The organism is Microbispora hainanensis (genome assembly GCF_036186745.1).
Classification (GTDB): domain Bacteria; phylum Actinomycetota; class Actinomycetes; order Streptosporangiales; family Streptosporangiaceae; genus Microbispora.
The window spans coordinates 7,657,314-7,680,111 of record NZ_CP108086.1; the positions used below are offsets into that span (position 1 = coordinate 7,657,314).

Genomic DNA, 22,798 nt, shown 5'->3' on the forward strand with positions numbered 1-22,798 from the left:
ACCGGGCCGTCCTCCGCGCGATCGGCCTGTGGAAAGGCTCAGGCGAATTCAGGGGTGCCGGTGGGCAAGGTAAATCGGAACTCCGCGCCGCCGCCGGGCGCGCGCTGCACGCTGATGGTGCCGCCGTGGGCCTCCACGAGGCCCTTGACGATGAAAAGACCGAGGCCGGTCCCTCCGCGGCGGCGGCCGTTGCCCCGCCAGAACTGGCGGAAGACACGGCCGACCAGCTCGGGCGCCACGCCCTCACCCTGGTCCCGCACCGACACCGCCACTCCCCATTCGACCGGCTCCACCACTATGGTCACCGTACCGCGTCCGTGGCGCACCGCGTTTTCCACCAGGTTCGCGAGAATCTGGTCAATCTTGTCCTGATCGAGCCACATCTCCGGCAGTTCGCCGAGAACCTCCAGCCGGAAACGGTCCTCCGGCTCCCCCGCCGCCACCCGGCCCGCGATGATCCTGCGGGCCCGCGCGGGCACGTCCACGATCTGGCGGTGGATCTCCAAACGGCCCGACTCGATGCGCGAGACGTCGAGCAGCTCGGTGATCAGCCGCGTCACCCGGTCGGCGTCCGCGTTGACCGTCTCCAGCATCACGCGCTTCTGGGCGTCGGTGAAGCGGTCCCACTTGGCCAGCAGCGTCGCGGTGAACCCCTTGACGCTGGTCAGCGGCGAGCGCAGCTCGTGGGCCACGGTCGAGACCAGGTCGGCGCGGCTGCGCTCGATCCGGGCGCGCGCCGAGGCGTCCCGCAGCGTGATCACGACGCGCTCCACGCGGCCGCCACGCGGCGGCGTGCGGACGAAGCGCGCGGCGACCAGCATCTCCTGGCGGCCGGGCAGGTGCAGCGGCCGCTCCGGCTGGCGGCTGCGGATGGCCAGCCCGCCGTGCGGGTCGAGCCACTTCCACCAGTCGCGGCCGTCCTGGTCGCGCATCGGCAGCACGTCGCCGATGGGCCTGCCCACCGCCGCCTCACGGGTCACCCCGGTCAGCCGCTCGGCGGCCCGGTTGACCATCAGGATCACGCCGTCGGCGTCGGTGGCGACGAGGCCGTCGGGAAGGTCGTCGACGTCGATGTGCGCCCGCCCTCCGGCGTCCCCTGCAAGGGCGCCGCCGGGGGTGTCGTCACCTCGCACGAGACCGCCTCCTCGAGCTCCGGAACTGCGCGCGCCGCCGACGTCCTGCGCGACTCCTTCGCCGACAATAGCGGGTTTCCCGGGCTCGGCAGCAGCCTCAGAGCGCCGGGGTAGTGGGATCTTCCACGGAATGTAAGGTCTGCCGTTGAGCACGCGCGGAGGCGTACAGGCAGACCGCGGCGGCGGTGGCGAGATTCAGGCTTTCCGCCCGCCCGTAAATCGGGACGCGCACCACCTCGTCGGCCAGCGCGAGGAGCTCGGGCGGCAGTCCCCACGCCTCGTTGCCGAACAGCCAGGCGGCGGGCGTGTCCAGGGCGACCTCGTCGAGCGTCCGGGTGCCCGCGCCGTCTGCCGCGAACACGCGCAGCCCCGCCTCCCGCGCGTGCCGTACGGCGTCGGCCACGGGAGTTCCGGTCACGACCGGCAGGTGGAAAAGGCTCCCCGCGCTGGCCCGCACGCACTTGCCGTTGTACGGGTCGACCGACGCGTCGGTGAACACCACCGCGTCGGCGCCCGCGGCGTCGGCGGTGCGCAGGACCGTCCCCGCGTTGCCGGGGTCGCGTACGTGGGCGAGGATCGCCACCAGCCGGGCTCCCCGCGGCACCGCCTCGGCCAGCGGCACGTGCACGAACCGGCACACGGCGAGCAGGCCCTGCGGGGTGACCGTCTGGGTCAGCTCCGACATGACCTCGCCGCTCGCGCGGTGGACCGGGACGCCCGCCGCTATGGCGGCGGCCACGATGTCGGCGTGCCGCGTCTCCGCCTCGACCGTCGTGAACAGCTCGACCGTGACGTCCTTGAGCGCGAGTGCCTCACGGACCGCCTGCGGCCCTTCCGCCAGGAACGCCCGGTCGCGATCGCGGAACGCGCGCTTGGTCAGCCTGCGGGCCGCCTTGACGCGCGGCGACTTGATGTTGGTGAGCTCCGCCATGCCCGCATGTCCCCCCTCGACGTGGATGAGGGCCCGCCGCAGGCGACGGGCCCTCGTGTGTGCGCAGGTGCAGGTCTCAGGCGACCGGCGCGTTCACGTCGGACGGGAGCGCCTTGCGGGCGGACTCGACCAGCGTGGCGAAGGTCTGCGTGTCGTTCACCGCGAGGTCCGCGAGGATCTTGCGGTCCACCTCGATGCCGGCCAGGCGCAGGCCCTGGATGAACCGGTTGTAGGTGATGCCGTTGGCACGGGCCGCGGCGTTGATCCGCTGGATCCACAGCCGGCGGAACGTGCCCTTCTTGTCCTTGCGGTCCCGGTATGCATAGGTCATCGAGTGGAGCATCTGCTCCTTGGCCTTGCGGTAGAGGCGCGACCGCTGCCCCCGGTAACCGCTCGCCCGCTCGAGGACGACCCGGCGCTTCTTCTTGGCGTTGAGCGCCCGCTTCACGCGTGCCATGTTGTTCTATCTCCCCGGGTCGTTACTTCGCGAGCAGCTTCTTGATCTTCTTGGTGTCGGCGTCGGACATGACGACGACGCCCTCAAGGCGGCGCGTGCGAGTGGACGGCTTGTGCTCGAACAGGTGCTGCCGGTTGGCGCGGCGGCGGACAACCTTGCCGGATCCGGTGAGCCGGAACCGCTTCTTCGCACCGCTGTGCGTCTTCATCTTCGGCATCTCAGCCGTCTCTCCTCTTTCGTCCGTGCCGACGGCCCGGGCCGGTGACCCGGGCCGGCGGCCTGCCTTACTCCGCGAGACCGTCCCGGTCTCGGTATCCGTGAATGTCTGCGGCGCCCCGCCTGGTGGTTCAGGCGGGCGTCACTGCGGCTGCGCGGCCTGCTCCTGGGCGGGCTCCGCCTCCTGCTGGCCGGTGCCGCGGGCCTTGGCGGCGGCCTTCTCGGCCTTCGCCTCGGCCTTCTTCTTGTGCGGCCCGATCACCATGATCATGTTGCGACCGTCCTGCTTCGGCTGCGACTCGACGAACCCCAGGTCGGTGACGTCCTCGGCGAGGCGCTGCAGGAGCCGGAATCCCAGCTCTGGCCGGGACTGCTCGCGGCCTCGGAACATGATCGTGACCTTGACCTTGTCTCCCGCCTTCAGGAAGCGCACGACGTGACCTTTCTTGGTCTCGTAGTCGTGCGGGTCGATCTTCGGCCGGAGCTTGATCTCCTTGATGATCGTGTGCGCCTGGTTGCGGCGGGCCTCGCGTGCCTTCATGGCCGACTCGTACTTGAACTTGCCGTAGTCCATGAGCTTGCAGACGGGCGGGCGGGCCGTGGCCGCGACCTCCACCAGGTCGAGATCGCTCTCCTGCGCCAGCTTCAGTGCGTCGCCGATGGAGACGATGCCGACCTGTTCGCCGTTCGGGCCGACGAGGCGCACCTCGGGCACGCGAATACGGTCGTTGATGCGGGGCTCGGTGCTGATGGGACCTCCAAAAGACTTCCGCTTGTCTCGACCGTGCGGGGTAAAAAACAAAACCCCGCACGTCACGCATGCGGGGTCACTGAGCTCTCCTGCCGAAAACTCCGGTGTGATCCTTGACCCGTCCGCCTTTCGGCGGAGCAGGTGGGAGGAGGACCTCCGCTTGCGCGTCCAGCTCATGCCGGACCGATCGAGTTCCTACGCTACCACAAACCCGAAGCTTCTCCGACGTATTCCTGGGGCCCCCGTGGGGTGCCCCAGGCTCAGCAGGACGCCGCTCAGGAGGCCGCGCGGCGGGCGAGCTCGGCCTCGCCGGCGGCGCGCATGGCCTCCACCGGCACGTCCGTACGGCCGGTCATCAGCTCGACCTGCCGTACGGCCTGATGCAGCAGCATCGGCAGGCCGCCGATCACGGCGCGCCCCCGCGCCTCCACCGCCGTCGCCAGCGGCGTCGGCCAGGGCGCGTAGACGACGTCGAACAGCGCCGCCTTCTCGGGCAGGCGGGCCGCGACCCGCTCGGCGAGCGCGTCGGCCGCGCCGGACGGCAGCGTGGAGATCACCAGGTCGGCCTCGGGATCGAGGTCGTCGAAGGAGCGCACGGTCACGGTGGTGCCGAGGCGCTCGGCGACCCGCAGGGTCTCCTCCGCGCGGCCCGGATCACGCACGACCAGTGTGACCTCCGCCAGGCCCGTCTCCCGCAGGGCGGCGATGGCCGAGGCCGCGGTGGCGCCGCCGCCGAGGACGACCGCGGAGGCCGGCGCGGACACGCCCGCCTCCGCGAGCGCCTGGACGATGCCGTGGACGTCGGTGTTCTCGCCGTGCCGCGCACCGTCGCGGAACACCACGGTGTTGGCGCCGCCGACCGCCAGCGCGAGGTCGGAGACCGTGTCGAGCAGCGGCAGCACGACGCGCTTGAGCGGCATCGTGAGCGACAGACCGGCCCACTCCGGGCCGAACCCACCGATAAGGCCCGCCAGGCCGTCTTCGGGGCATTCGATCGCGGCATAACGCCAGTCGTGCAGGCCCATCGCCGCGTACGCCGCCCGGTGCAGGACCGGGGACAGCGAGTGCGCGATCGGGGAGCCCAGCACGGCGGCCCGGCGACCAACCTCCTGGCCGGCCCCCTGACCGGTATCGGTCATTTGTTGTTCCTGTTGAACTCGTCGCGGAGCTTCCAGAACTCCGACTCCTTGTCGGTGAACTTGGTGATGCCCCGCTTGGGGTCGACCGTCACGAAGTAGAGCCAGTTGCCGTCCGCCGGGTGCAGCGCGGCCTCGATCGCGTGGTCGCCCGGGTTGCTGATCGGGCCCGGCGGCAGGCCGTAGTACTTGTAGGTGTTGTAGCGCGAGTTGCTCTCCGTCTCGGCGTGCGTGGCCGCGATGCCGTACTTGTTCAGGCCGTACATGACCGTGCTGTCCATGCCGAGCTTCATCTGCGGGTTGGAGGTCAGCCGGTTGTAGATGACCCGGGCGACCTTCGGCATGTCCTCGGCGCTGCCGGACTCCGCCTGCACGATGCTGGCGATGGTGATGATCTGCTTGGGGGTGAAGCCGAGCTGCTTCGCCTGGCCCTCCAGGTCGACCCGGTCCGCGGTCTGGTTGAACCGGTCGACCATCTTGGTGAGGATCTGCTGCGGGGTGAGCTTGCTGTTGATCTCGTACGTCGCGGGGAACGCGAAGCCCTCCAGGTTGCCCTTGGCGTACTTGGGCAGTCCGATGTCGGAGCGGGCGGCCTTCTTGAACTCCGAGACCGGCTTGCCCGTGGCCGTCGACAGCTCCTCGTAGATCTTGCTGAGCCGCAGTCCCTCGCGGATGGTCAGCCGGTTGAGCACCCGGTTCTTGGGGTCGAGCAGGGCCAGGGCCGACTCTGCGGACATGCCCTTGCGCATCTCATACTGGCCCGGCTGGAGCGAGGAGCTCTTCCCGGCCGCGCCGATGGCGTTGATGAACGCCCGCGCGCTCGCCACCACGCCCTCGTTCTCCAGCATCTGGGCGACGTCGGTGGCGCTGGCGCCCTCCTCGATCTCGACGACGACCTCGCCGCGTCCCTCCCCGGTGAAGTCCTTGGGGATCATCACGCTGCGTGCCCAGGTGAATCCGAAATAGCCGAGGCCGCCGAGGACCCCGACGATGATCACAAGGGCGAAAAGCGTGGCGACCCTGCCCTTGCGCCGCTGTTTCTTGCGGCGTTTGCGGCTGCGCCGCTGCTGGGTCCGGCTGCCAGGGGGCCGGCGCCGGGGAGGACCGTCGTCGTCCTCGGCGCCGAGCAGGAAGTCCATGTCCAGATCATTCATAGTGCGCTGGCCAATCTCTCGGTACGAGAGGCCTCCCGTCAAGCGAGTGTGCCAAACCGAGGGGGTTCGGGACAGGGGGTTCCGCGGGGGGCGTTCCCGATATATGGAGCCCCGCCCGGGGGTGGCGGGGCCGTGCGGACGCACCGAGCGCGCTAGGGAACCCGCGAGGCGGAGCCGCGCGGATGCCCCGGGAAGCGATCAGTTCGTCCCGAGATACCTGTTCAGCTCCTCCCGATATTTCCGGAACTCCGCCTCTTTGTCTGTGAATTTGGTGATTTTATGACGAGGATCTGTGGTCACGAACCAGTACCACGCGCCCTCGGCGGGATGGAGGGCGGCCGTGAGCGCGCTCTCCCCCGGGTTGCCGATGGGCCCGGGCGGCAGCCCGGGACGCGCGTAGGTGTTGTAAGGCGAGTCGACCCGCGTGTCCTCGATGCTGACCTTGAGGGTGTGGCGGTCGAGCGCGTAGTTGATGGTGCTGTCCATCTCCAGCTTCGCGCCGCGCGCGAGACGGTTGTACACCACTCTGGCGATCTTGGGGTAGTCGGCCGGGACGCCGCCCTCGGCCTGCACGATGCTGGCGACCGTCACCACCTGCCTGGGCCTGAGCTTCACCCGCGGCGCCAGCTCCTTGAGCCGCACCTTCTCGGCGGCGACGCGGAACCGGGCCACCATCTTCCTGAGCAGGTCGGCGGCGGTCATGTCCGGCTCGATCTCGTACGTCGCGGGGAACAGGAAGCCCTCGGCCTCCCCCTCGGCGTACGCGGGCAGGCGCAGGCTCCGGGGCTCGGCGACGGCGGCCGTGAAGTCCTTCAGCGGGATGCCGGTGCGCTCCGCGAGGATGCGCAGCACCTCGCTCGTACGCAGCCCCTCGGGCACGGTGACCGTGCGCACGACCCTGCTCGCGGGCGCGAGCAGCAGGTCGAGAGCGCTGGCGGCGGCCATGCGCCGTCGCATCGTGTAACGGCCCGGATGCAGACCGGTCTCCTTGGAGCGCATGACGACCTGCTCGACGAACGACTGGGCGCTGGCCACCACACCGGCGCGCTCCAGCGTCCTGCCGATCTCGGCGGCGCTCGCCCCCGGCCTGATCTCGATCGTGACCGTCCCCGTGCCCTCGCCGGAGAAGTCGGGGGCCTCGTCGGACTGCCCGACCACCTGGTGCACGCCATACGTCACCGCCGCCGCGACCAGGGCGAGCCCCCCGGCCACGGCGGCCACGGTCCGCTTCACCGTGCGGTCCCGCCGCTCGCTTCCTCACCGGGCCCGGCGCCGGGCCGCGGTGGTTCGAGAGGTCTGCCGGGGGGATTGCCGGTGGCCCGCTCGCCGTCGAGCGCGGCCTGCAGCAGCACGACGGCCGCCGCCTGGTCGATCACGTCACGCTGGTTGCGGGCCTTCACGCCACTGGAACGCAGGCCCTGCTGGGCGCTGACGGTGGTGAGCCGCTCGTCCACCAGCCGGATCGGGACCGGAGCCACCCGCGGGGCCAGCCGCGCGGCGAACTCGCGCGCCGCCCCGGCGGCGTGGCTCTCCCTGCCCGACAGCGACGTGGGCAGCCCGACCACGATCTCGATCGCCTCGTGCTCGGCCGTGATCTCGGCGATCCTCGCGAGGTCGCCCCGGCCGCGCCGGACGGTCTCCACCGGCGTGGCCAGCAGACCCGACGGGTCGCTGCGGGCCACGCCGATGCGGACGGAGCCGACGTCGACCCCGATCCTGACGCCGTGCCTCATCGGCCGCTCACGCCACCGCGGAGGAGATGGCCTCCTCGACCGCGCGAAGCGCGTCATCGATCGCCTCGGGCCGCGTGCCGCCGCCCTGGGCCACGTCGTCCTTGCCGCCACCGCCACCCCCGAGTGCCTTGGCGGCGACGCCGACGAGCCGGCCCGCCTTCAGGCCGCGCTCGCGTCCCGCCTCGTTGACCGCGGCGACGACGACCGGCCGGTCGGAGGGGACGCCGGAGACGACGACGACCGCCGCGCGGTCGCCAGGGAACCTGCCGCGCACATCGAGGGCGAGTTTACGCAGGTCGTCGGGGGTGGTGCCATCAGGCGCGCGGTGCGTCACCACCGAGACGCCGTGCACGTCGCGGGCCTGCGCGGCGAGCTCGCCGGCGACCGCGAGCACCTGGGCCGAGCGCAGCTTCTCCAGCTCCTTCTCTGCCGTGCGCAGCCGGGTGACGATGCCCTCGATCCGCTCGGGCAGCTCCTCGCGGCGGGTCTTGAGCTGCTCGCTGAGCTGGGCGACCAGCACGCTCTCGCGGGCCAGGAACCGGAACGCGTCGAGGCCGACGAGCGCCTCCACGCGGCGCACGCCCGCGCCGATGGACGACTCGCCCAGCACCTTCACGAGGCCGAGCTGACCGGAGCTGGCGACGTGCGTGCCGCCGCACAGCTCGCGGGAGTAGTCGCCGACCTCGACCACGCGGACCTCGTCGCCGTACTTCTCGCCGAACAGCGCGAGCGCGCCCATCGCGCGGGCCTGCGCCTGGCTGGTGTAGAACGCGTTGACCTTGAGGTCGTTGATCAGGACGGCGTTCACCTCGTCTTCGACGTCGCGCAGCATCGACGGGGAGACCGCCCCTGCCGCGGTGAAGTCGAAGCGGAAGCGGCCCGGGGAGTTCTCCGAGCCCGCCTGGGCCGCCGACTCGCCGAGGGCGTTGCGGAAGCCCCGGTGGACCAGGTGGGTCGCGGTGTGGCTGCGGGAGATCGCACGCCGCCGCTCCAGGTCGATGTCCGCCTGCGCCTGGTCGCCGACCCGCACCTCGCCCGTACGCACCTTGCCGCGGTGCACGATGAGACCCGCCACCGGCGACTGGACGTCGACGATCTCGATCTCCGCGCCGCTGGTGCGGATCAGGCCCTGGTCGGAGAGCTGGCCACCGCCCTCCGCGTAGAACGGGGTGCGGTCGAGCACGACCTCCAGCGTGGTCCCCGCGCCCGCCGCCGGGACCGACGCGCCGTCGACGAGCAGGCCGATGACGTTCGCCTCGGCGGTGGTGTGGTCATAGCCGAGGAAGTCGACCTTCCCGGACTTCTCCAGAATGCCGGTGAACACCGAGATGTCGGCGTTGCCGGTCTTCTTCGCCGCGGCGTCGGCCTTGGCGCGGTCCCGCTGCTCCTTCATGAGCCGGCGGAAACCCTCCTCGTCCACCTGAAGGCCCTGCTCGGCCGCCATCTCCAGGGTGAGGTCGATCGGGAAGCCGTAGGTGTCGTGGAGCTGGAACGCCTGGTCGCCGCTGAGCGTCGAGGCGCCCTTGCGCTTGGTCTCCTCCACCGCGACGTCGAAGATCGCCGTACCGGTGCGGAGCGTGCCGAGGAACGACGCCTCCTCGGCGTCGATGACCGTGTGGATGTTGGCGGCGTCGGCCTTGAGCTCCGGGTACTGCTCGCCCATCACGTCGATGGTGACGGCGGTGAGCGCGTGCATGTGCCGCTCCTCGCCCGCGCCGAGCAGGCGGAGGTTGCGGATCGCGCGGCGCAGCATGCGGCGCAGCACGTAGCCGCGGCCCTCGTTGGAGGGCAGCACGCCGTCGCCGACGAGCATGACGCCCGCCCGCATGTGGTCGGCGATCACCCGCAACGACACGTCGGCGCGCTTGTCGCGCCCGTAGCGCGACCGGGTCAGCTCGGCCGCCGTGTCGAGGATCTTGTACGTCGTGTCGATCTCGTAGATGTTGTCGACGCCCTGGAGGATGGCCGCCATGCGCTCCAGGCCCATGCCGGTGTCGATGTTCTTCGCCGGCAGCTCGCCCGCGACGTCGAAGTCGATCTTGCTGCGGACCTGGCTGAGCTGGAACTGCATGAAGACGAGGTTCCACACCTCCAGGTAGCGGTTCTCGTCGGCGATCGGCCCGCCCTCGCGGCCGTACTCGGGGCCGCGGTCGTAGTAGATCTCCGAGCACGGGCCGCCGGGCCCGGGGACGCCCATGTGCCAGTAGTTGTCGGCGAGGTCGCGGCGCTGGATGCGGTCGAGCGGCAGGCCCACCTTGCGGTGCCAGATGTCCTGGGCCTCGTCGTCGTCCAGGTAGACGGTCGCCCACAGGCGCTCCTCGGGGAAGCCGAAGCCGCCCTCGGACTCGGGCCGCGTCAGCAGCTCCCAGGCGAACGGGATCGCCTGCTCCTTGAAGTAGTCGCCGAAGGAGAAGTTGCCGAGCATCTGGAAGAAGCTGGCGTGGCGGGTGGTCTTGCCGACCTCGTCGATGTCGAGGGTGCGCATGACCTTCTGGGCGCTGGTCGCCCGCCGGTACGGCGGCGTCTGCTGCGCCAGGAAGTAGGGCTTGAACGGGACCATTCCCGCGTTCACGAGAAGCAGTGTCGGGTCCTCGGCGACCAGGCTGGCCGAGGGCACGACTGTGTGCCCGCGCTCCTCGAAGAAGCGCAGGAAGCGGCGCGCGATCTCTGCCGACTCCATTTCAGCGGCCGTCCTTTACGTCGTAGATTTTGTTTTTGCCTGTGGTTATGCCATCAACCGTGTCGAGCCCGAACTCGGCGCGCAACTCGGTTTCCCTGCTCGCCGACTCCCGGCGCACCTCGCCGGCGAAGTCCCTGAGCTGATCCGCGAGGGTCACCGCGCGGTCGGCGGTGCGCCTGGCCACGTGGTCAGGCCGCAACGACTGAAGCTTACGCATGGTCCAGACCGTGAGGAACGCGCCCAGGGACATGTAGAAGAGCCGCCGGATCATCAGCGTCCCCTCCCGATGGCCCGGCGCTCCACGGCTCGCTCGGCGGCGTGCCGCTCGTTGATCCTCTCCGCCGTCCGGGGGCCGGTGCGGGGACCGCCGCGGGCGACCCGCCGGGCCGGAGCCCTGCGGGAGGCATGCCGGGCCAGCGCCACGCGGAAGCCGTCCCGGAAAGCGGAGATCTTGAGCACCGGGCCGGCGAGCAGCGTGGACGCCACGCCGGTGATCTTGACCATGTTGCCGCTGACGTCACGCATGTTGTCCGTGATCTCCTCGGCGGCGGCCAGCCGCCGGTTGGCCTCGGAGACGGTCTGGCTCATGTCGTCGAGGAGCGGGGCGATGCGGTCGCTCAGCTCGGCCACCGACTTGCGGGTCTCGGTCAGCAGTCTGGCCAGCCTGACCAGCACGACGACCAGGAAGCAGACCAGGATCACCCAGAAAATGGCGACCACGAGGCCCGCCAGCTCTCCCGCGGTAAGCATGTGCCGATCTCCCTAGATCAACGGAGCTGGAATGGCAAGACCTTACCGCGAACGACCTGCCCGCCGTTCCGCACCACACACCCAGGGCCGCTTCGCATCACGCACGCGGGGCCGCGTGCCGGGGGCTCAGCCGCCGCGCAGGAAGCTCCTGATCTTCGCCCAGCGTTCGGCGAACCGCGCCTCCGCGCCGTGCGTGGTCGGCTCGTAGTAGCGGCGCTCCCGCAGCTCCTCGGGCGCGTAGTCCTGGCGGACGAGGCCGTGCTCGAAGTCGTGCGGGTATTGGTAACCCCTGCCGTGGCCGAGCTTCTTCGCGCCCGGATAGTGGGCATCGCGCAGGTGGTCGGGGATGCGGCCCACCATCCCGCGCCGCACGTCGTCGGAGGCCGCGCCGATCGCCTTGACCACCGCGTTCGACTTGGGCGCCAGCGCGCAGTGGATGACGGCCTGGGCAAGGTTGATCCTCCCTTCAGGCAGGCCGATGAACTCCACGGCCTGGGCGGCGGCCACCGCGACCTGCAGGCACGTCGGGTCGGCCATCCCCACGTCCTCGCTGGCGAAGATCACGATCCGGCGGGCGATGAACCGCGGGTCCTCCCCCGCCTCCACCATCCGGGCGAGATAGTGCAACGCCGCGTCGGCGTCCGAGCCCCGCATGCTCTTGATGAACGCGCTGACCACGTCGTAGTGCTGGTCGCCCTGGCGGTCGTAGCGCACGGCCGCCTTGTCGACGGCCTTCTCCACGACCTCCACCGTGACCTCGGCGGCGACCCCGTCGGCCAGCATCGCGGCGGCCTCCAGGTAGGTCAGCGAGCGCCGGGCGTCGCCGCCGGCCAGCCGTACGAGCTGGTCGAGGGCGTCGGGGTGCAGGGTGACGCGCCCACCGAGGCCGCGCGGGTCGGTCACCGCCCGCTCCAGGACGCCGCGGACGTCGTCTTCGGCCAGCGGTTCGAGGGTGAGCAGCAGCGAGCGGGACAGCAGCGGCGAGATGACGGAGAAGAACGGGTTCTCGGTGGTCGCGCCGATGAACGTGACCCAGCGGTTCTCCACCGCCGGCAGCAGCGCGTCCTGCTGCGCCTTGTTGAACCGGTGGACCTCGTCCACGAACAGCACGGTCTGCCTGCCGGTCATGCCGAGCTCGCGGCGGGCCTGGTCGATGGCGGCGCGCACGTCCTTGACCCCGGCGGAGACGGCCGAGATCTCCACGAACCTCCGCTTGGTCGCACCCGCCACGACGTAGGCCAGCGTGGTCTTGCCGGTGCCCGGGGGGCCCCACAGGAACAGCGACATCGGCGCGTCGCTCTCCACCAGCCGGCGCAGCGGCGTGCCGGGCCCCAGCAGGTGCCGCTGGCCGATCACCTCCTCCAGCGAGCGCGGCCGCATCCGCACGGCCAGCGGCTCCTGGCCCCGATGCGCCTCCTCGGCGGCCGAATCGAACAGGCTCTCCACATCGCCGACACTACCGTCAGCCGCCCCACACGGCCGTCGCACCCGTGTGCCCGGTCCGCAGGACGTAGTAGCCGACGACCACGGCGAGGATCACGGAGGCGGCCGACACGACCAGGGTGACGGCCCGCGCGCCGCCGCCCTCGGGGGCGCGGCGGGCCCGGGTGAGCCACACCATCAGCAGGGACAGGACGGTCAGCACCGCGGTCACCGGCACCAGGACGTCCGCGAACCCGCTGTGGACGTCGATCGCCGGGGACGGGCGGCCCTGGAACAGCCGCTGCTCCAGCGCCTCCCCGCTCTCCTTGGCCGCGAACGCCGCGCCCAGGGCCACCACGGCGGTCGCCACCAGGGCCCAGTCGAGCTTGTGCCGCACGCGGGGCAGCACGGCGTACGCGATCGACAGCGCCACGAGCAGCGGCACGAAGATCACCGCCGCGTGGACGATGAGGGCGTGGGCCGGGAGTCCGAAGACCTGGTCGAACATCGTTGCAACGCCTCCTGAGACGGCGACCGGGGCGCGGATCGCGAACCGTCCCCCGGTTTGTACGGATTCGCTCGCCAGGAGGTTCCCAGGCAGATCTGAGAGCAAGATGAGCGCAAACCGATGTGATACCCCCGGGACGTCCGTTTTACACGAAGCCAACGGGATCACGGATAGAGTGGCGCCTCAGTCGTAACAAAAGGGGAAAGGGAAGGCATAGCGGTGACCGACACTGATCGGCAGAAGCAACCGGCTTCGCGCGTGAGCACGGCCGGGCGCGCGACCACCCCCCGTCGCCGCCTGCGGAGCACCCTCGGCGCCGGGCTGGGGCTCCTCGCGCTGGCGGGCGGCCTTGTGGCCTGCAGTGACGGGTCGGCCAGCACAGCCGAGGCCACCCCGTCGGCCTCGCCCTCGGCCTCCGACGCCGATGGCCCCACGGTGCAGCACACCGAGCTGACGCCGCCCACGCCGACGACCCGGCCCACCAGCCTGCGCCAGGTCACCTGCGAGTATCGCAAGGACGACACGGGCGCCCCGGCGAAGTTCGTGGGCTTCCCGCCCAGCAAGCTGAGCAGGTCGGTCATCGCGGCGAAGAAGATGATCATCACCACGAACCGGGGCCGGATCGTCATCACCCTGGCCACCAGGGACGCGCCGTGCGCGGTGAACTCCTTCGCGTTCCTGGCCAAGAAGAACTTCTTCGACAACACCGTCTGCCACCGCCTCGCGACGGTGGAGACCGTCGGCCTCGGCATGCTGCAGTGCGGCGACCCGCTGGCCAAGGGCGACGGCAAGAGCAAGAACGACGGCGCGGGCGGCCCCGGATACCTGTTCAACGACGAGAACCTCGACGGGATGCCGCTCTCCCGCGGCACGGTCGGGCTGGCACAGGGCACGGAGGACGCCAACTCCAACGGCAGCCAGTTCTTCATCTCCTTCACGGACGAGAACACCCAGCTCAACGCCATGGGCGCGGCCTTCACGATGATCGGCGTCGTGACCCAGGGCATGGACATCATCGACAAGATCGCCAAGGGCGGCATCATCCCGTTCAACGGCGACCCCACGGCCGACGTGCGGGGCGAGGGCTCCAACGCCCCCAAGCTGAAGGTCGTGATCAAGGACGTGGCCGTCGTCTGACCGGCCCCGGACACGAGACGGCCCCCGCGACCGATGTCGCGGGGGCCGTCTCGCGTTCTGCCGCCTGCCGCCTACTGCGCGGGCTCGGGCTTGTCGGCCTTCGGCGTGGCGTCCACGCCGGCCTCCTTGCGCTGCTCCGGGCTGATCGGGGTGGGCGCGCCGCTCAGTGGGTCGTAGCCGGACGCCGTCTTCGGGAACGCGATGACGTCCCGGATCGACTCGCCGCCCGCCAGCAGCATGCAGACGCGGTCCCAGCCGTAGGCGATGCCTCCGTGCGGCGGCGGGCCGTACTTGAACGCCTCCAGCAGCCAGCCGAACTTGCTCTCCGCCTCCTCCTTGGAGATGCCGAGCACGTCGAACACGCGCTGCTGCATCTCGGCCCGGTGGATACGGATCGAGCCGCCGCCGATCTCCATGCCGTTGCAGACCATGTCGTAGGCGTACGCCAGGGCCTCGCCCGGGTTGTCCTGGAAGTTGTCGGCCCACTCCGGCTTCGGGGAGGTGAACGGGTGGTGGACCGGGGTCCAGCCGCCCTCGCCGTCCTCCTCGAACATCGGGGCGTCGACGATCCACAGGAACGACCACTGCGACTCGTCGATCAGGTCGCAGCGGCGGCCGATCTCCAGGCGGGCCGCGCCGAGCAGGTCGCGCGAGGCCGCGGGCGCGCCGGCCGCGAAGAAGATCGCGTCGCCGGGCTTGGCGCCGGTCGCCTCGGCGAGGCCGCCCAGCTCGGTCTCCGAGAGGTTCTTGGCCACCGGGCCGCCGAGCGTGCCGTCCTCCTGCACCAGCACGTACGCCAGGCCGCGCGCGCCGCGCGACTTGGCCCACTCCTGCCAGGCGTCGAGCTCCCTGCGGGTCTGCGAGGCGCCGCCGGGCATCACGACCGCGCCCACGTACGGCGCCTGGAAGACGCGGAACGAGGTGCCGGAGAAGTAGTCCGTGAGGTCGGTCAGCTCGACGCCGAAACGCAGGTCCGGCTTGTCCGAGCCATACCGCGCCATCGCCTCGGCGTACGTCATCCGGGGCAGCGGCGTCGGCAGCTCGTAGCCGATCGTCTCCTTCCAGATCCGCCCGATGAGCGCCTCGCCCAGCTCGATGACGTCGTCCTGGTCGACGAACGACATCTCGATGTCGATCTGGGTGAACTCGGGCTGCCGGTCGGCCCGCAGGTCCTCGTCGCGGAAGCAGCGGGCGAGCTGGTAGTAGCGCTCCAGGCCGGAGACCATGAGGAGCTGCTTGAACAGCTGCGGCGACTGCGGCAGGGCGTACCAGTTGCCCGGCTGGAGCCGCACGGGCACCAGGAAGTCGCGGGCGCCCTCGGGCGTCGAGCGGGTCAGGTGCGGGGTCTCGACGTAGACGAACCCGCGCTCGCGCATGACCTCGTTGGCGAGGTAGGTCGCCTGGGAGCGGATCCGCAGCGCGTCGGCGATCTTCTGGCGGCGGATGTCGAGGTAGCGGTACTTCAGCCGCGCCTCCTCCGACACGCCCGAGCTGCCCTCGATCGGGAACGGCAGCGGCGCCGACTCGCTCAGCACCTCCACCTCGGAGGCGACGACCTCGATCTCGCCCGTGGGCAGATCGGGGTTCTCGTTGCCGGCCGGACGCAGGCGTACCTCGCCGGTGACCTTGACGCAGTATTCCGCGCGCAGGTCGTGGGCGTGGTCCTCCTCGCGGAAGACCACCTGGGCCGAGCCGGAGGCGTCGCGCAGGTCGATGAAGACCACGCCGCCGTGGTCGCGCCTGCGCGCCACCCATCCGGCCAGCGTCACCTTCTGGCCCGCGTGCTCCTTGCGGAGCGTGCCTGCCTCGTGGGTGCGGATCACGAGAGTTTCCCCTTCAAGAACTGGACGACCTCCGCGAACGGAACCGCGGTCTGGTCGGCTGTGGTCAGGTCCTTCACTTGCACGGCGCCCGCCTCGATATCTCGGTCGCCGAGGATGAGCGCGTACCGCGCGCCGCTGCGGTCGGCGGCCTTCATCGCGCCCTTGACGCCACGGCCGCCGAAGGCCATGTCGACGGCGAGGCCGGCCCTGCGCAGCTCGCTCACGAGCGGGAACACGCGCCTCCTGGCCTCCTCGCCGAGCGGCACGGCGAACACCTCGACGCCGCGGGGCCGCTCGGCCAGCAGGCCCTCGGCCTCCATCGCGAGCACCGTGCGGTCCACCCCGAGGGCCCAGCCCACGCTGGGCAGCGCCGGGCCGCCGATCTGCTCGCTCAGCCCGTCGTAGCGTCCTCCCCCGCCGACCGCCGACTGGGCGCCCAGGCCGTCGTGCAGGAACTCGAAGGTCGTGCGCGTGTAGTAGTCCAGGCCGCGCACGAGCCGGGGGTCGTCCTCGTACGTCACGCCGGCCGCCGTCAGCAGGCCCCTGACCTCCTCGTGGTAGGCCTTGCAGGCCCCGCACAGGTGATCGGTGACCAGCGGCGCGTTCTCCAGCTGCGCGCGCACCTCGGGACGCTTGTCGTCGAGCACCCGCAGCGGGTTGATCTCGATCCGGTGGCGGGTGGCCTCGTCGAGGTCCAGGCCGCGCAGGAAGTCCTGCAGCGCGGCGCGGTAGGCCGGTCGGCACTCCTTGCAGCCGAGCGAGTTCAGCAGCAGCCGCACGCCGCGCAGGCCCAGCGAGGCGTAGCCGTCCATCGCCAGCACGATCAGCTCGGCGTCGAGCGCGGGGTCCTCGGCCCCCAGGGCCTCCGCCCCCACCTGCGAGAAGTGGCGGTAGCGCCCCGCCTGGGCCCGCTCGTAGCGGAAGTAGCTGCCCGAATACCAGAGCTTGATCGGCAGCGGCCCGCCGTACAGGCCGTGTTCGAGCACGGCCCGCATCACGCTCGCGGTGCCCTCGGGGCGCAGCGTCAGCGACTGGCCGCCCCGGCTCGTGAACGTGTACATCTCCTTGGTCACGATGTCGGTCGACTCGCCGACGCCGCGCGAGAACAGCGCCGTGTCCTCGAAGGCCGGCGTCTCGATGTAGCCGTAGCCGGCGCGGCGTGCCGGTGCGGCCAGGGCGTCCCGTACGGCGAGAGCCCACTCCGAACGCGGGGGCATCCAGTCGAAGGTGCCCTTGGGCGCCTGAAAGGTCATCACAATCCCCTGGTCGGGCCTGCGTGCGGCGCGACGTCCCTGAGGAAGGGGTTGGTCGCGCGCTCGCGGCCGATGGTCGTCTGAGGTCCGTGGCCGGGCAGGACCGTGGTCTCGTCCGGCAGCGTCAGCGTCTTGGCGAGGCTGCGCAGCATGGCGGCGTGGTCGCCGCCGGGCAGGTCGGTACGGCCGATGGAGCCGGCGAACAGCAGGTCGCCCGCGAACAGGACCTGGGTGTCCTCGACGGGCGTCCGGAACGTCACCGACCCCCTGGTATGGCCCGGCCTGTGCTCGACCGTGAGCTCCAGCCCGGCCAGCGACAGCACGGCCCCGTCGGCCAGCTCCCGCACGTCGTCGGGCTCGGAAAGTTTCAGGCCGCCGAAGAGCTGGCCCGCCTGCGGCGGGAACGCCTTTCCCGGGTCCGACAGCAGATCGCGATCCTCGGGATGGATCCACGCGGGCACGTCGCGGGCGCCGCACACCGGGGCCACAGACCACACGTGATCGATGTGACCGTGGGTGAGCAGCACCGCGACCGGCTTCAGCCGGTGCTCGCGCAGCAGCGCGTCGAGGCCCTCCACGGCGTCCTGACCTGGGTCGACGACCACGCACTCCTCGCCTGCTGCGGGAGCGACGATGTAACAGTTGGTCTGGAACGACCCTGCGGGAAACCCGGCGACGAGCACGGAAGCGGCCTCTGCGTCTGTACGGATCAATCAAGGATTGCGCGAGCGAATGTAACCGAAGGGTACCGGTGCGGGTCGGCAGGCTGCGAACCAATACCCGTCAGCCGATACGATTCGCCCACCTCAATAGTCATTCTTGGAGCAGTCGAGCCGGATGCTATAGAACGGGCCGCCGTTCCCGGAGCACCTCCCGGGTGTGGCGGGCACGCTCCGGCGAGACCGCGTCCGGGCGTACGACCATGGGAAACAGGACGAGTCGGGAGGTCGAAGTGGTCACCGGCAAGGACCGGCAGAAGCAGCTGGCCCGGGAACACTACGAACGGCAGCTGCGGGCCCGGGCGGAACGCGAGCAGAAGTCGCGGCGCGCCGCGATCATAGGCACCACCGCGGCCGTGGTGGTGGTGATCGGCGGTGTGGTCGCGGCGACGACCCTGCTCGGCAGCGACGACGGCGACGCCACGGCGGCCGCGTCGGCGTCGGCGAGCAGCCAGCCCCTCGCGAACGACCCCAAGCCGTACGACCCGGCCAAGGGCACCTGCGGCTATGTCCCCGACGAGGGCAGCGGACAGGTCAAGAACGTCGGCATGCCGCCGGAGCAGGTGAGCACCGCCCCGGCGACCATGACCATCAAGACCAACCTCGGCGACATCGTCGCGAAGCTGGACAGCGAGAAGGCGCCCTGCACGGTCAACTCGTTCAAGTTCCTGGCGTCCAAGGACTACTTCGACGACACGAAGTGCCACCGGATGGGCACGGACTTCCCGATCCTGCAGTGCGGCGACCCGCTGGCCAAGGCGGACGGCAAGAACCCGACCGACGGCCAGGGCGGCCCCGGCTACCGCTTCGCCAACGAGAACCTGGCGGGCGCGAAGTACACCCGGGGCGTGCTCGCGATGGCGAACAGCGGCCCGAACACCAACGGAAGCCAGTTCTTCATCGTGTACGGGGACACCGGGCTGAGCCCCGACTACACGCCTTTCGGTACGGTGACCAAAGGACTCGAAATCGTGGACAAGGTCGCCAAGAAGGGCGTCATCGCCAGTCCGGGCGGGGACGGCACTGGTGCCCCGAAGCAGCCCGTGGTCATCAAAGACGTGACAATCACCAGCAAGAGCTGACGTAATACAACCAAGGGCACATCGAGCCCTGGAGGCTGATTCAAGTGCGGGAGGACACGGTGAGCACCGACCCGTGGGGCCGGGTAGACGAGGACGGCACCGTCTACGTGCGTACGGCTGAGGGAGAACGGGCCGTCGGGTCCTGGCAGGCCGGTGAGCCGGAGGAGGCGCTGGCCTACTACCGCCGGAAGTTCGACGAGCTGGCGGGCCAGGTGCAGCTCCTGGAGCAGCGGGTGCGCGGCACCGACCTCGCGCCGGCCCAGGCCGAGGCGAGCATCGCCAAGCTGCGGGAGTCGGTGGCCGAGGCGCACGCGGTCGGCGATCTCGGCTCCCTGCAGGACCGGCTGACGGCGCTCACCGAGCTGGTCGGCAAGCGCCGCGAGGAGCTGCGGGCGGCACGTGACCAGGCCCGGGCGCACGCCCGCGAGGTGAAGGAGCGCATCGTCGCCGAGGCCGAGCGCATCGCCGAGGAGACGACGCACTGGAAGTCAGGCGGCGAGCGGCTGCGGCAGCTCGTCGAGGAGTGGAAGGCCGCCGAGCGGGTCGACCGGGCCACCGAGGCGACGCTGTGGAAGCGGCTGTCCACGGCGCGTACGGCCTTCGCCAAACGGCGCAAGGCGTACTTCTCCTCGCTCGACCAGCAGCGCGACGCGGTGCGCGGCACCAAGGAGCGCATCGTCACCGAGGCGGAGGCGCTGGCGGACTCGACCGACTGGAACGCCACCGCGGCGGCCTACCGCGAGCTGATGCGCGAGTGGAAGGCCGCCGGGCGCGCCTCCCGTGAGGTCGAGGACGAGCTGTGGGCGCGCTTCAAGGCCGCCCAGGACCAGTTCTTCCAGGCCCGCTCGGCGGTGTTCGCGGAGCGGGACGCCTCCTTCGCGGCCAACGCGGAGGTCAAGGAGGGCCTGCTGGCCGAGGCCGAGAAGCTGCTGCCGGTCACCGACGCCCGGGCCGCGCGCACGGCGCTGCGGAGCATCCTGGAGCGCTGGGAGGCCGCGGGGCCGGTGCCGCGCGACCAGCGCGACCGCCTGGAGGGCGGGCTGCGCAAGGTCGACGACGCGGTCCGCAGGGCCGAGGAGAACGAGTGGAAGCGCTCCAACCCCGAGGCCAGGGCCCGCGCCCAGGACACGGTCAACCAGCTCCGCAGGTCGATCGACCAGCTGGAGACGCGGCTGGCCAAGGCCCAGGCGGCCGGCCGGGACAAGGACGTCAAGGAGGCGGAGGAGGCCCTGGCCGCCCGCCGCTCCTGGCTCCAGGAGGCCGAGCGGACGCTCGCCGAGTTCTCCTGACCCGGCTCCTGACCGGCTTCGGCCGCTGAACCGATTCGAACGAATCCCGGCGTGACCCTCACGCCGGGATTCGCATGTCCGCCGCCGAACGAGGGGCGCCGTATGAGGCCCCTCCCTGAGGCCCCTCCCTGAGGGCGGCTTCCTGAGAGCTCCCTGAGGGCGCGTGCGGCGGCCGCCCGGGCAGGGGCGGCCGGCCGGTCGCCGATTCCGGGTGGCCTGGCGGGCCGTCAGCTGGTCACGCGGTAGACGTCGTAGACGCCGGCGACGCTGCGCACCGCCTTGAGCACGTGGCCGAGGTGCTTGGGGTCGCCCATCTCGAAGGTGAACTTGCTGATCGCCACCCGGTCGCGGCTGGTCGTGACCGACGCCGACAGGATGTTCACGTGCTGGTCGGACAGGGTCCGCGTGACGTCCGACAGCAGGCGGGGCCGGTCGAGCGCCTCCACCTGGATGGCGACGAGGAAGACCGAGTCGTCCCCGGGCGACCAGGCGACCTCCACCAGCCGGTCGGGGTGGGCGCTGAGCTGCTCCACGTTGGGGCAGTTGGTGCGGTGCACGGAAACACCGTGCCCCCGCGTGACGAACCCGACGATCTCGTCCCCCGGCACCGGGGTGCAGCAGCGCGACAGGCGGACCCACACGTCCGGGTCTCCCGCGACCATCACCCCGGCGTTCGAGTTGGCCCTCAGACGGCCCTTGAGCCGCGTCGGGACCTGGGCCTCGGCGATGTCCTCCTCGGCCCCCTCGACGCCTCCCAGGGCCTGTACGAGCTTGTCCACGACCGACTGTGCGGTGACGTGCCCCTCGCCGACGGCCGCGTACAGGGCGGACACGTCGGCGTAGCGCAGATCCCTGGCCAGGGCCAGCAGCGCCTCGCCGGACATCAGCCGCTGCAGCGGCAGGCCCTGCTTGCGCATGGCCCGTCCGATCGCCTCCTTGCCCGCCTCGATGGCGGTCTCGCGGCGCTCCTTGGTGAACCACTGACGGATCTTGTTGCGGGCCCGGCCGCTCTTGACGAACTTCAGCCAGTCTCGCGACGGCCCCGCGTCCGGCGACTTCGACGTGAAGATCTCGACGGTGTCGCCGTTGCCGAGGCGGGACTCCAGCGGCACCAGCCTGCCGTTGACCCGCGCGCCGATACATCGGTGGCCGACCTCGGTGTGCACGGCGTACGCGAAGTCGACCGGGGTTGCGCCCTCGGGCAGCGCGATCACCTGACCGCGCGGGGTGAAGACGAACACCTCGGAGACCGACAGGTCGAAGCGCAGCGACTCGAGGAACTCCCCCGGGTCGGAGGTCTCCTTCTGCCAGTCGAGCAGCTGGCGCAGCCAGGCCATGTCGTTGACCTGCTTGACCTTGCCGGCCCCGGCGCCGGTCATCTCCTCCTTGTACTTCCAGTGCGCGGCCACGCCGTACTCGGCCCGGTTGTGCATGGCCCGCGTGCGGATCTGGAGCTCGATGGCCTTGCCCTCGGGCCCCATGACCGTCGTGTGCAGCGACTGGTACATGTTGAACTTGGGCATGGCGATGTAGTCCTTGAACCGCCCCGGCACCGGCTTCCACTGGGCGTGGATCGTTCCGAGCGCCGCATAGCAGTCGCGGACCGTGTCGACCAGTACGCGGATGCCCACCAGGTCGTAGATGTCGTCGAAGGCCACGCCCTTGGCGATCATCTTCTGGTAGATCGAGTAGTAGTGCTTGGGACGGCCCCGCACGGTCGCCTTGATCTTCGCCTCGCGCAGGTCGGCGGAGACCTTCTCGATGACCTCGTGCAGGAACAGGTCGCGGCGCGGCGCGCGCTCCGACACCATCCGGGCGATCTCGTCGTATCGCTTCGGGTAGAGCATGGCGAACGCGAGGTCCTCCAGCTCCCACTTGATGGTGTTCATGCCGAGCCGGTGGGCCAGCGGCGCGAAGATCTCCAGCGTCTCCCGGGACTTCTGCTGCCGCTTGTGCTCGGGCATGTAGCGCATGGTGCGCATGTTGTGCAGCCGGTCGGCCAGCTTGATGACCAGCACGCGGATGTCGCGCGACATCGCGACGACCATCTTGCGCACGGTCTCGGCCTGCGCCGCGTCGCCGAACTTCACCTTGTCGAGCTTGGTCACCCCGTCGACGAGCAACGCGATGTTGTCGCCGAAGTCGGCTCGTAACTCGTCGAGGCTGTAGGCGGTGTCCTCCACGGTGTCGTGCAGCAGGGCCGCGCACAGCGTCTCGTCGTCCGTGCCCAGCTCCGCCAGGATCGTCGCGACCGCGAGCGGGTGGGTGATGTACGGGTCGCCGCTCTTGCGCTTCTGATCGCGGTGGTGATAGGCGGCGACGTCGTACGCCCGCTCGATCAGCCGCAGGTCTGCTTTGGGATGGGTGGCACGGACCGTCTTGAAGAGCGGTTCCAACACCGGATTCATAGCACCCCACTGCCCCCCGAAACGGGCGAGCCTCCGTCGCGTGGCCGGCGACGCCGGCTTGTCCTCCGGGACCGCCGCGGGGTCGCGTGCCGCGTCGGGGGGCACGTCTGCGACGGGCTCGGGGGCGTCGCGGGAGATCACTCCGCGATCGACCCGCGCGCTGTCGGGCACGACCACTTCACGGGGCACACAGACTCCTCACGTCGAGTCCAGATT

At 70.7% G+C, this 22,798-nt stretch carries 21 protein-coding genes; 3 read left to right on the plus strand and 18 right to left on the minus strand.

Translation table 11 applies throughout. From position 1 onward, the window contains the following. Positions 1 to 38: 38 nt before the first annotated feature. The 14 genes from OHB01_RS34910 to OHB01_RS34975 all read right to left on the minus strand — a co-directional run bounded on the left by OHB01_RS34910 (position 39) and on the right by OHB01_RS34975 (position 12,871). Positions 39 to 1,133: a sensor histidine kinase gene (locus OHB01_RS34910; RefSeq protein ID WP_142648953.1), complete on the minus strand. Its 1,095-nt coding sequence runs from the start codon at positions 1,131 to 1,133 to the stop codon at positions 39 to 41. Between the two features lie 97 nt (positions 1,134 to 1,230). Next, positions 1,231 to 2,064: an RNA methyltransferase gene (locus OHB01_RS34915; RefSeq protein ID WP_328854556.1), complete on the minus strand. Its 834-nt coding sequence runs from the start codon at positions 2,062 to 2,064 to the stop codon at positions 1,231 to 1,233. A gap of 76 nt (positions 2,065 to 2,140) precedes the next feature. Further along, the gene (rplT, locus tag OHB01_RS34920) at positions 2,141 to 2,521 is read right to left on the minus strand and encodes a 50S ribosomal protein L20 (protein WP_139575007.1); all 381 of its coding nucleotides are present in this window, start codon (positions 2,519 to 2,521) and stop codon (positions 2,141 to 2,143) included. Positions 2,522 to 2,543: 22 nt separating this feature from the next. Beyond that, a complete protein-coding gene (gene rpmI / locus OHB01_RS34925; protein WP_030504936.1) occupies positions 2,544 to 2,738 on the minus strand; it encodes a 50S ribosomal protein L35 in 195 nt (64 codons plus the stop codon). Between the two features lie 141 nt (positions 2,739 to 2,879). Beyond that, complete coding sequence (gene infC / locus OHB01_RS34930) at positions 2,880 to 3,488, minus strand: translation initiation factor IF-3 (protein ID WP_221889944.1); 609 nt, start codon at positions 3,486 to 3,488, stop codon at positions 2,880 to 2,882. 275 nt (positions 3,489 to 3,763) lie between these two features. Then, positions 3,764 to 4,627 (minus strand): shikimate dehydrogenase, encoded by an 864-nt coding sequence (locus OHB01_RS34935; RefSeq protein WP_147944775.1) that lies wholly within the window; start codon positions 4,625 to 4,627, stop codon positions 3,764 to 3,766. Beyond that, entirely contained in the window at positions 4,624 to 5,778 is a 1,155-nt protein-coding gene (mltG, locus tag OHB01_RS34940; RefSeq protein ID WP_147944776.1) for an endolytic transglycosylase MltG, read from the minus strand. The genes OHB01_RS34935 and mltG (OHB01_RS34940) overlap by 4 nt, the downstream gene beginning before the upstream one ends. 198 nt (positions 5,779 to 5,976) lie before the next feature. Continuing rightward, positions 5,977 to 7,011: an endolytic transglycosylase MltG gene (gene mltG / locus OHB01_RS34945; RefSeq protein ID WP_168066096.1), complete on the minus strand. Its 1,035-nt coding sequence runs from the start codon at positions 7,009 to 7,011 to the stop codon at positions 5,977 to 5,979. After that, positions 7,008 to 7,511 (minus strand): Holliday junction resolvase RuvX, encoded by a 504-nt coding sequence (gene ruvX / locus OHB01_RS34950; RefSeq protein WP_142620615.1) that lies wholly within the window; start codon positions 7,509 to 7,511, stop codon positions 7,008 to 7,010. The genes mltG (OHB01_RS34945) and ruvX overlap by 4 nt, the downstream gene beginning before the upstream one ends. 7 nt (positions 7,512 to 7,518) lie before the next feature. Beyond that, positions 7,519 to 10,191, minus strand: a complete 2,673-nt coding sequence (alaS, locus tag OHB01_RS34955; RefSeq protein ID WP_142648949.1) for an alanine--tRNA ligase — start codon at positions 10,189 to 10,191, stop codon at positions 7,519 to 7,521. Position 10,192: 1 nt separating this feature from the next. Continuing rightward, the gene (locus OHB01_RS34960) at positions 10,193 to 10,462 is read right to left on the minus strand and encodes a hypothetical protein (protein WP_142648948.1); all 270 of its coding nucleotides are present in this window, start codon (positions 10,460 to 10,462) and stop codon (positions 10,193 to 10,195) included. Further along, positions 10,462 to 10,941, minus strand: a complete 480-nt coding sequence (locus tag OHB01_RS34965; RefSeq protein WP_328854557.1) for a DUF948 domain-containing protein — start codon at positions 10,939 to 10,941, stop codon at positions 10,462 to 10,464. Before OHB01_RS34965 ends, OHB01_RS34960 begins: the two co-directional genes overlap by 1 nt. A gap of 126 nt (positions 10,942 to 11,067) precedes the next feature. Beyond that, positions 11,068 to 12,387: a replication-associated recombination protein A gene (locus OHB01_RS34970; protein WP_147944777.1), complete on the minus strand. Its 1,320-nt coding sequence runs from the start codon at positions 12,385 to 12,387 to the stop codon at positions 11,068 to 11,070. 16 nt (positions 12,388 to 12,403) lie between these two features. Continuing rightward, positions 12,404 to 12,871 carry a DUF2231 domain-containing protein gene (locus tag OHB01_RS34975; RefSeq protein WP_142648945.1) on the minus strand — a complete coding sequence of 156 codons (468 nt, stop codon included), beginning with the start codon at positions 12,869 to 12,871 and terminating at the stop codon, positions 12,404 to 12,406. A gap of 219 nt (positions 12,872 to 13,090) precedes the next feature. On the opposite strand from OHB01_RS34975, the gene OHB01_RS34980 reads away from it, so the two are divergent. Further along, positions 13,091 to 14,008, plus strand: coding sequence for a peptidylprolyl isomerase (locus OHB01_RS34980; protein WP_142648944.1), 918 nt, complete (start codon positions 13,091 to 13,093; stop codon positions 14,006 to 14,008). Between the two features lie 71 nt (positions 14,009 to 14,079). Here the strand turns inward: OHB01_RS34980 and aspS are convergent, their stop codons facing one another. From aspS to OHB01_RS34995, 3 genes are read right to left on the minus strand one after another with little or no spacing between them, the layout of a single operon-like run. Continuing rightward, positions 14,080 to 15,831: an aspartate--tRNA ligase gene (gene aspS, locus OHB01_RS34985; RefSeq protein WP_142648943.1), complete on the minus strand. Its 1,752-nt coding sequence runs from the start codon at positions 15,829 to 15,831 to the stop codon at positions 14,080 to 14,082. Then, positions 15,828 to 17,084, minus strand: coding sequence for a histidine--tRNA ligase (hisS, locus tag OHB01_RS34990; RefSeq protein WP_142648942.1), 1,257 nt, complete (start codon positions 17,082 to 17,084; stop codon positions 15,828 to 15,830). Before hisS ends, aspS begins: the two co-directional genes overlap by 4 nt. Beyond that, positions 17,084 to 17,767, minus strand: a complete 684-nt coding sequence (locus OHB01_RS34995; protein ID WP_147944782.1) for an MBL fold metallo-hydrolase — start codon at positions 17,765 to 17,767, stop codon at positions 17,084 to 17,086. The genes hisS and OHB01_RS34995 overlap by 1 nt, the downstream gene beginning before the upstream one ends. Positions 17,768 to 18,036: 269 nt before the next feature. On the opposite strand from OHB01_RS34995, the gene OHB01_RS35000 reads away from it, so the two are divergent. Then, on the plus strand, positions 18,037 to 18,885 hold the full coding sequence (locus OHB01_RS35000) for a peptidylprolyl isomerase (protein ID WP_142648941.1): 849 nt from the start codon (positions 18,037 to 18,039) through the stop codon (positions 18,883 to 18,885). A 59-nt stretch (positions 18,886 to 18,944) separates the two neighbouring features. Then, positions 18,945 to 20,174: a DUF349 domain-containing protein gene (locus OHB01_RS35005; protein ID WP_142648940.1), complete on the plus strand. Its 1,230-nt coding sequence runs from the start codon at positions 18,945 to 18,947 to the stop codon at positions 20,172 to 20,174. A gap of 227 nt (positions 20,175 to 20,401) precedes the next feature. Here the strand turns inward: OHB01_RS35005 and OHB01_RS35010 are convergent, their stop codons facing one another. Then, positions 20,402 to 22,582, minus strand: a complete 2,181-nt coding sequence (locus OHB01_RS35010; RefSeq protein ID WP_142648980.1) for a RelA/SpoT family protein — start codon at positions 22,580 to 22,582, stop codon at positions 20,402 to 20,404. Positions 22,583 to 22,798: the final 216 nt, after the last annotated feature.

What these genes read in the sequence shown, in the direction of transcription:
- OHB01_RS35010 (WP_142648980.1), bottom strand. Translation starts at nt 22,582, where the DNA reads ATGAATCCGGTGTTGGAACCGCTCTTCAAGACGGTCCGTGCCACCCAT.
- OHB01_RS34915 (WP_328854556.1), bottom strand. Translation starts at nt 2,064, where the DNA reads ATGGCGGAGCTCACCAACATCAAGTCGCCGCGCGTCAAGGCGGCCCGC.
- OHB01_RS34975 (WP_142648945.1), bottom strand. Translation starts at nt 12,871, where the DNA reads ATGTTCGACCAGGTCTTCGGACTCCCGGCCCACGCCCTCATCGTCCAC.
- OHB01_RS34965 (WP_328854557.1), bottom strand. Translation starts at nt 10,941, where the DNA reads ATGCTTACCGCGGGAGAGCTGGCGGGCCTCGTGGTCGCCATTTTCTGG.
- OHB01_RS34935 (WP_147944775.1), bottom strand. Translation starts at nt 4,627, where the DNA reads ATGACCGATACCGGTCAGGGGGCCGGCCAGGAGGTTGGTCGCCGGGCC.
- mltG (WP_147944776.1), bottom strand. Translation starts at nt 5,778, where the DNA reads ATGAATGATCTGGACATGGACTTCCTGCTCGGCGCCGAGGACGACGAC.
- rplT (WP_139575007.1), bottom strand. Translation starts at nt 2,521, where the DNA reads ATGGCACGCGTGAAGCGGGCGCTCAACGCCAAGAAGAAGCGCCGGGTC.
- alaS (WP_142648949.1), bottom strand. Translation starts at nt 10,191, where the DNA reads ATGGAGTCGGCAGAGATCGCGCGCCGCTTCCTGCGCTTCTTCGAGGAG.
- rpmI (WP_030504936.1), bottom strand. Translation starts at nt 2,738, where the DNA reads ATGCCGAAGATGAAGACGCACAGCGGTGCGAAGAAGCGGTTCCGGCTC.
- ruvX (WP_142620615.1), bottom strand. Translation starts at nt 7,511, where the DNA reads ATGAGGCACGGCGTCAGGATCGGGGTCGACGTCGGCTCCGTCCGCATC.
- hisS (WP_142648942.1), bottom strand. Translation starts at nt 17,084, where the DNA reads ATGACCTTTCAGGCGCCCAAGGGCACCTTCGACTGGATGCCCCCGCGT.
- OHB01_RS34960 (WP_142648948.1), bottom strand. Translation starts at nt 10,462, where the DNA reads ATGATCCGGCGGCTCTTCTACATGTCCCTGGGCGCGTTCCTCACGGTC.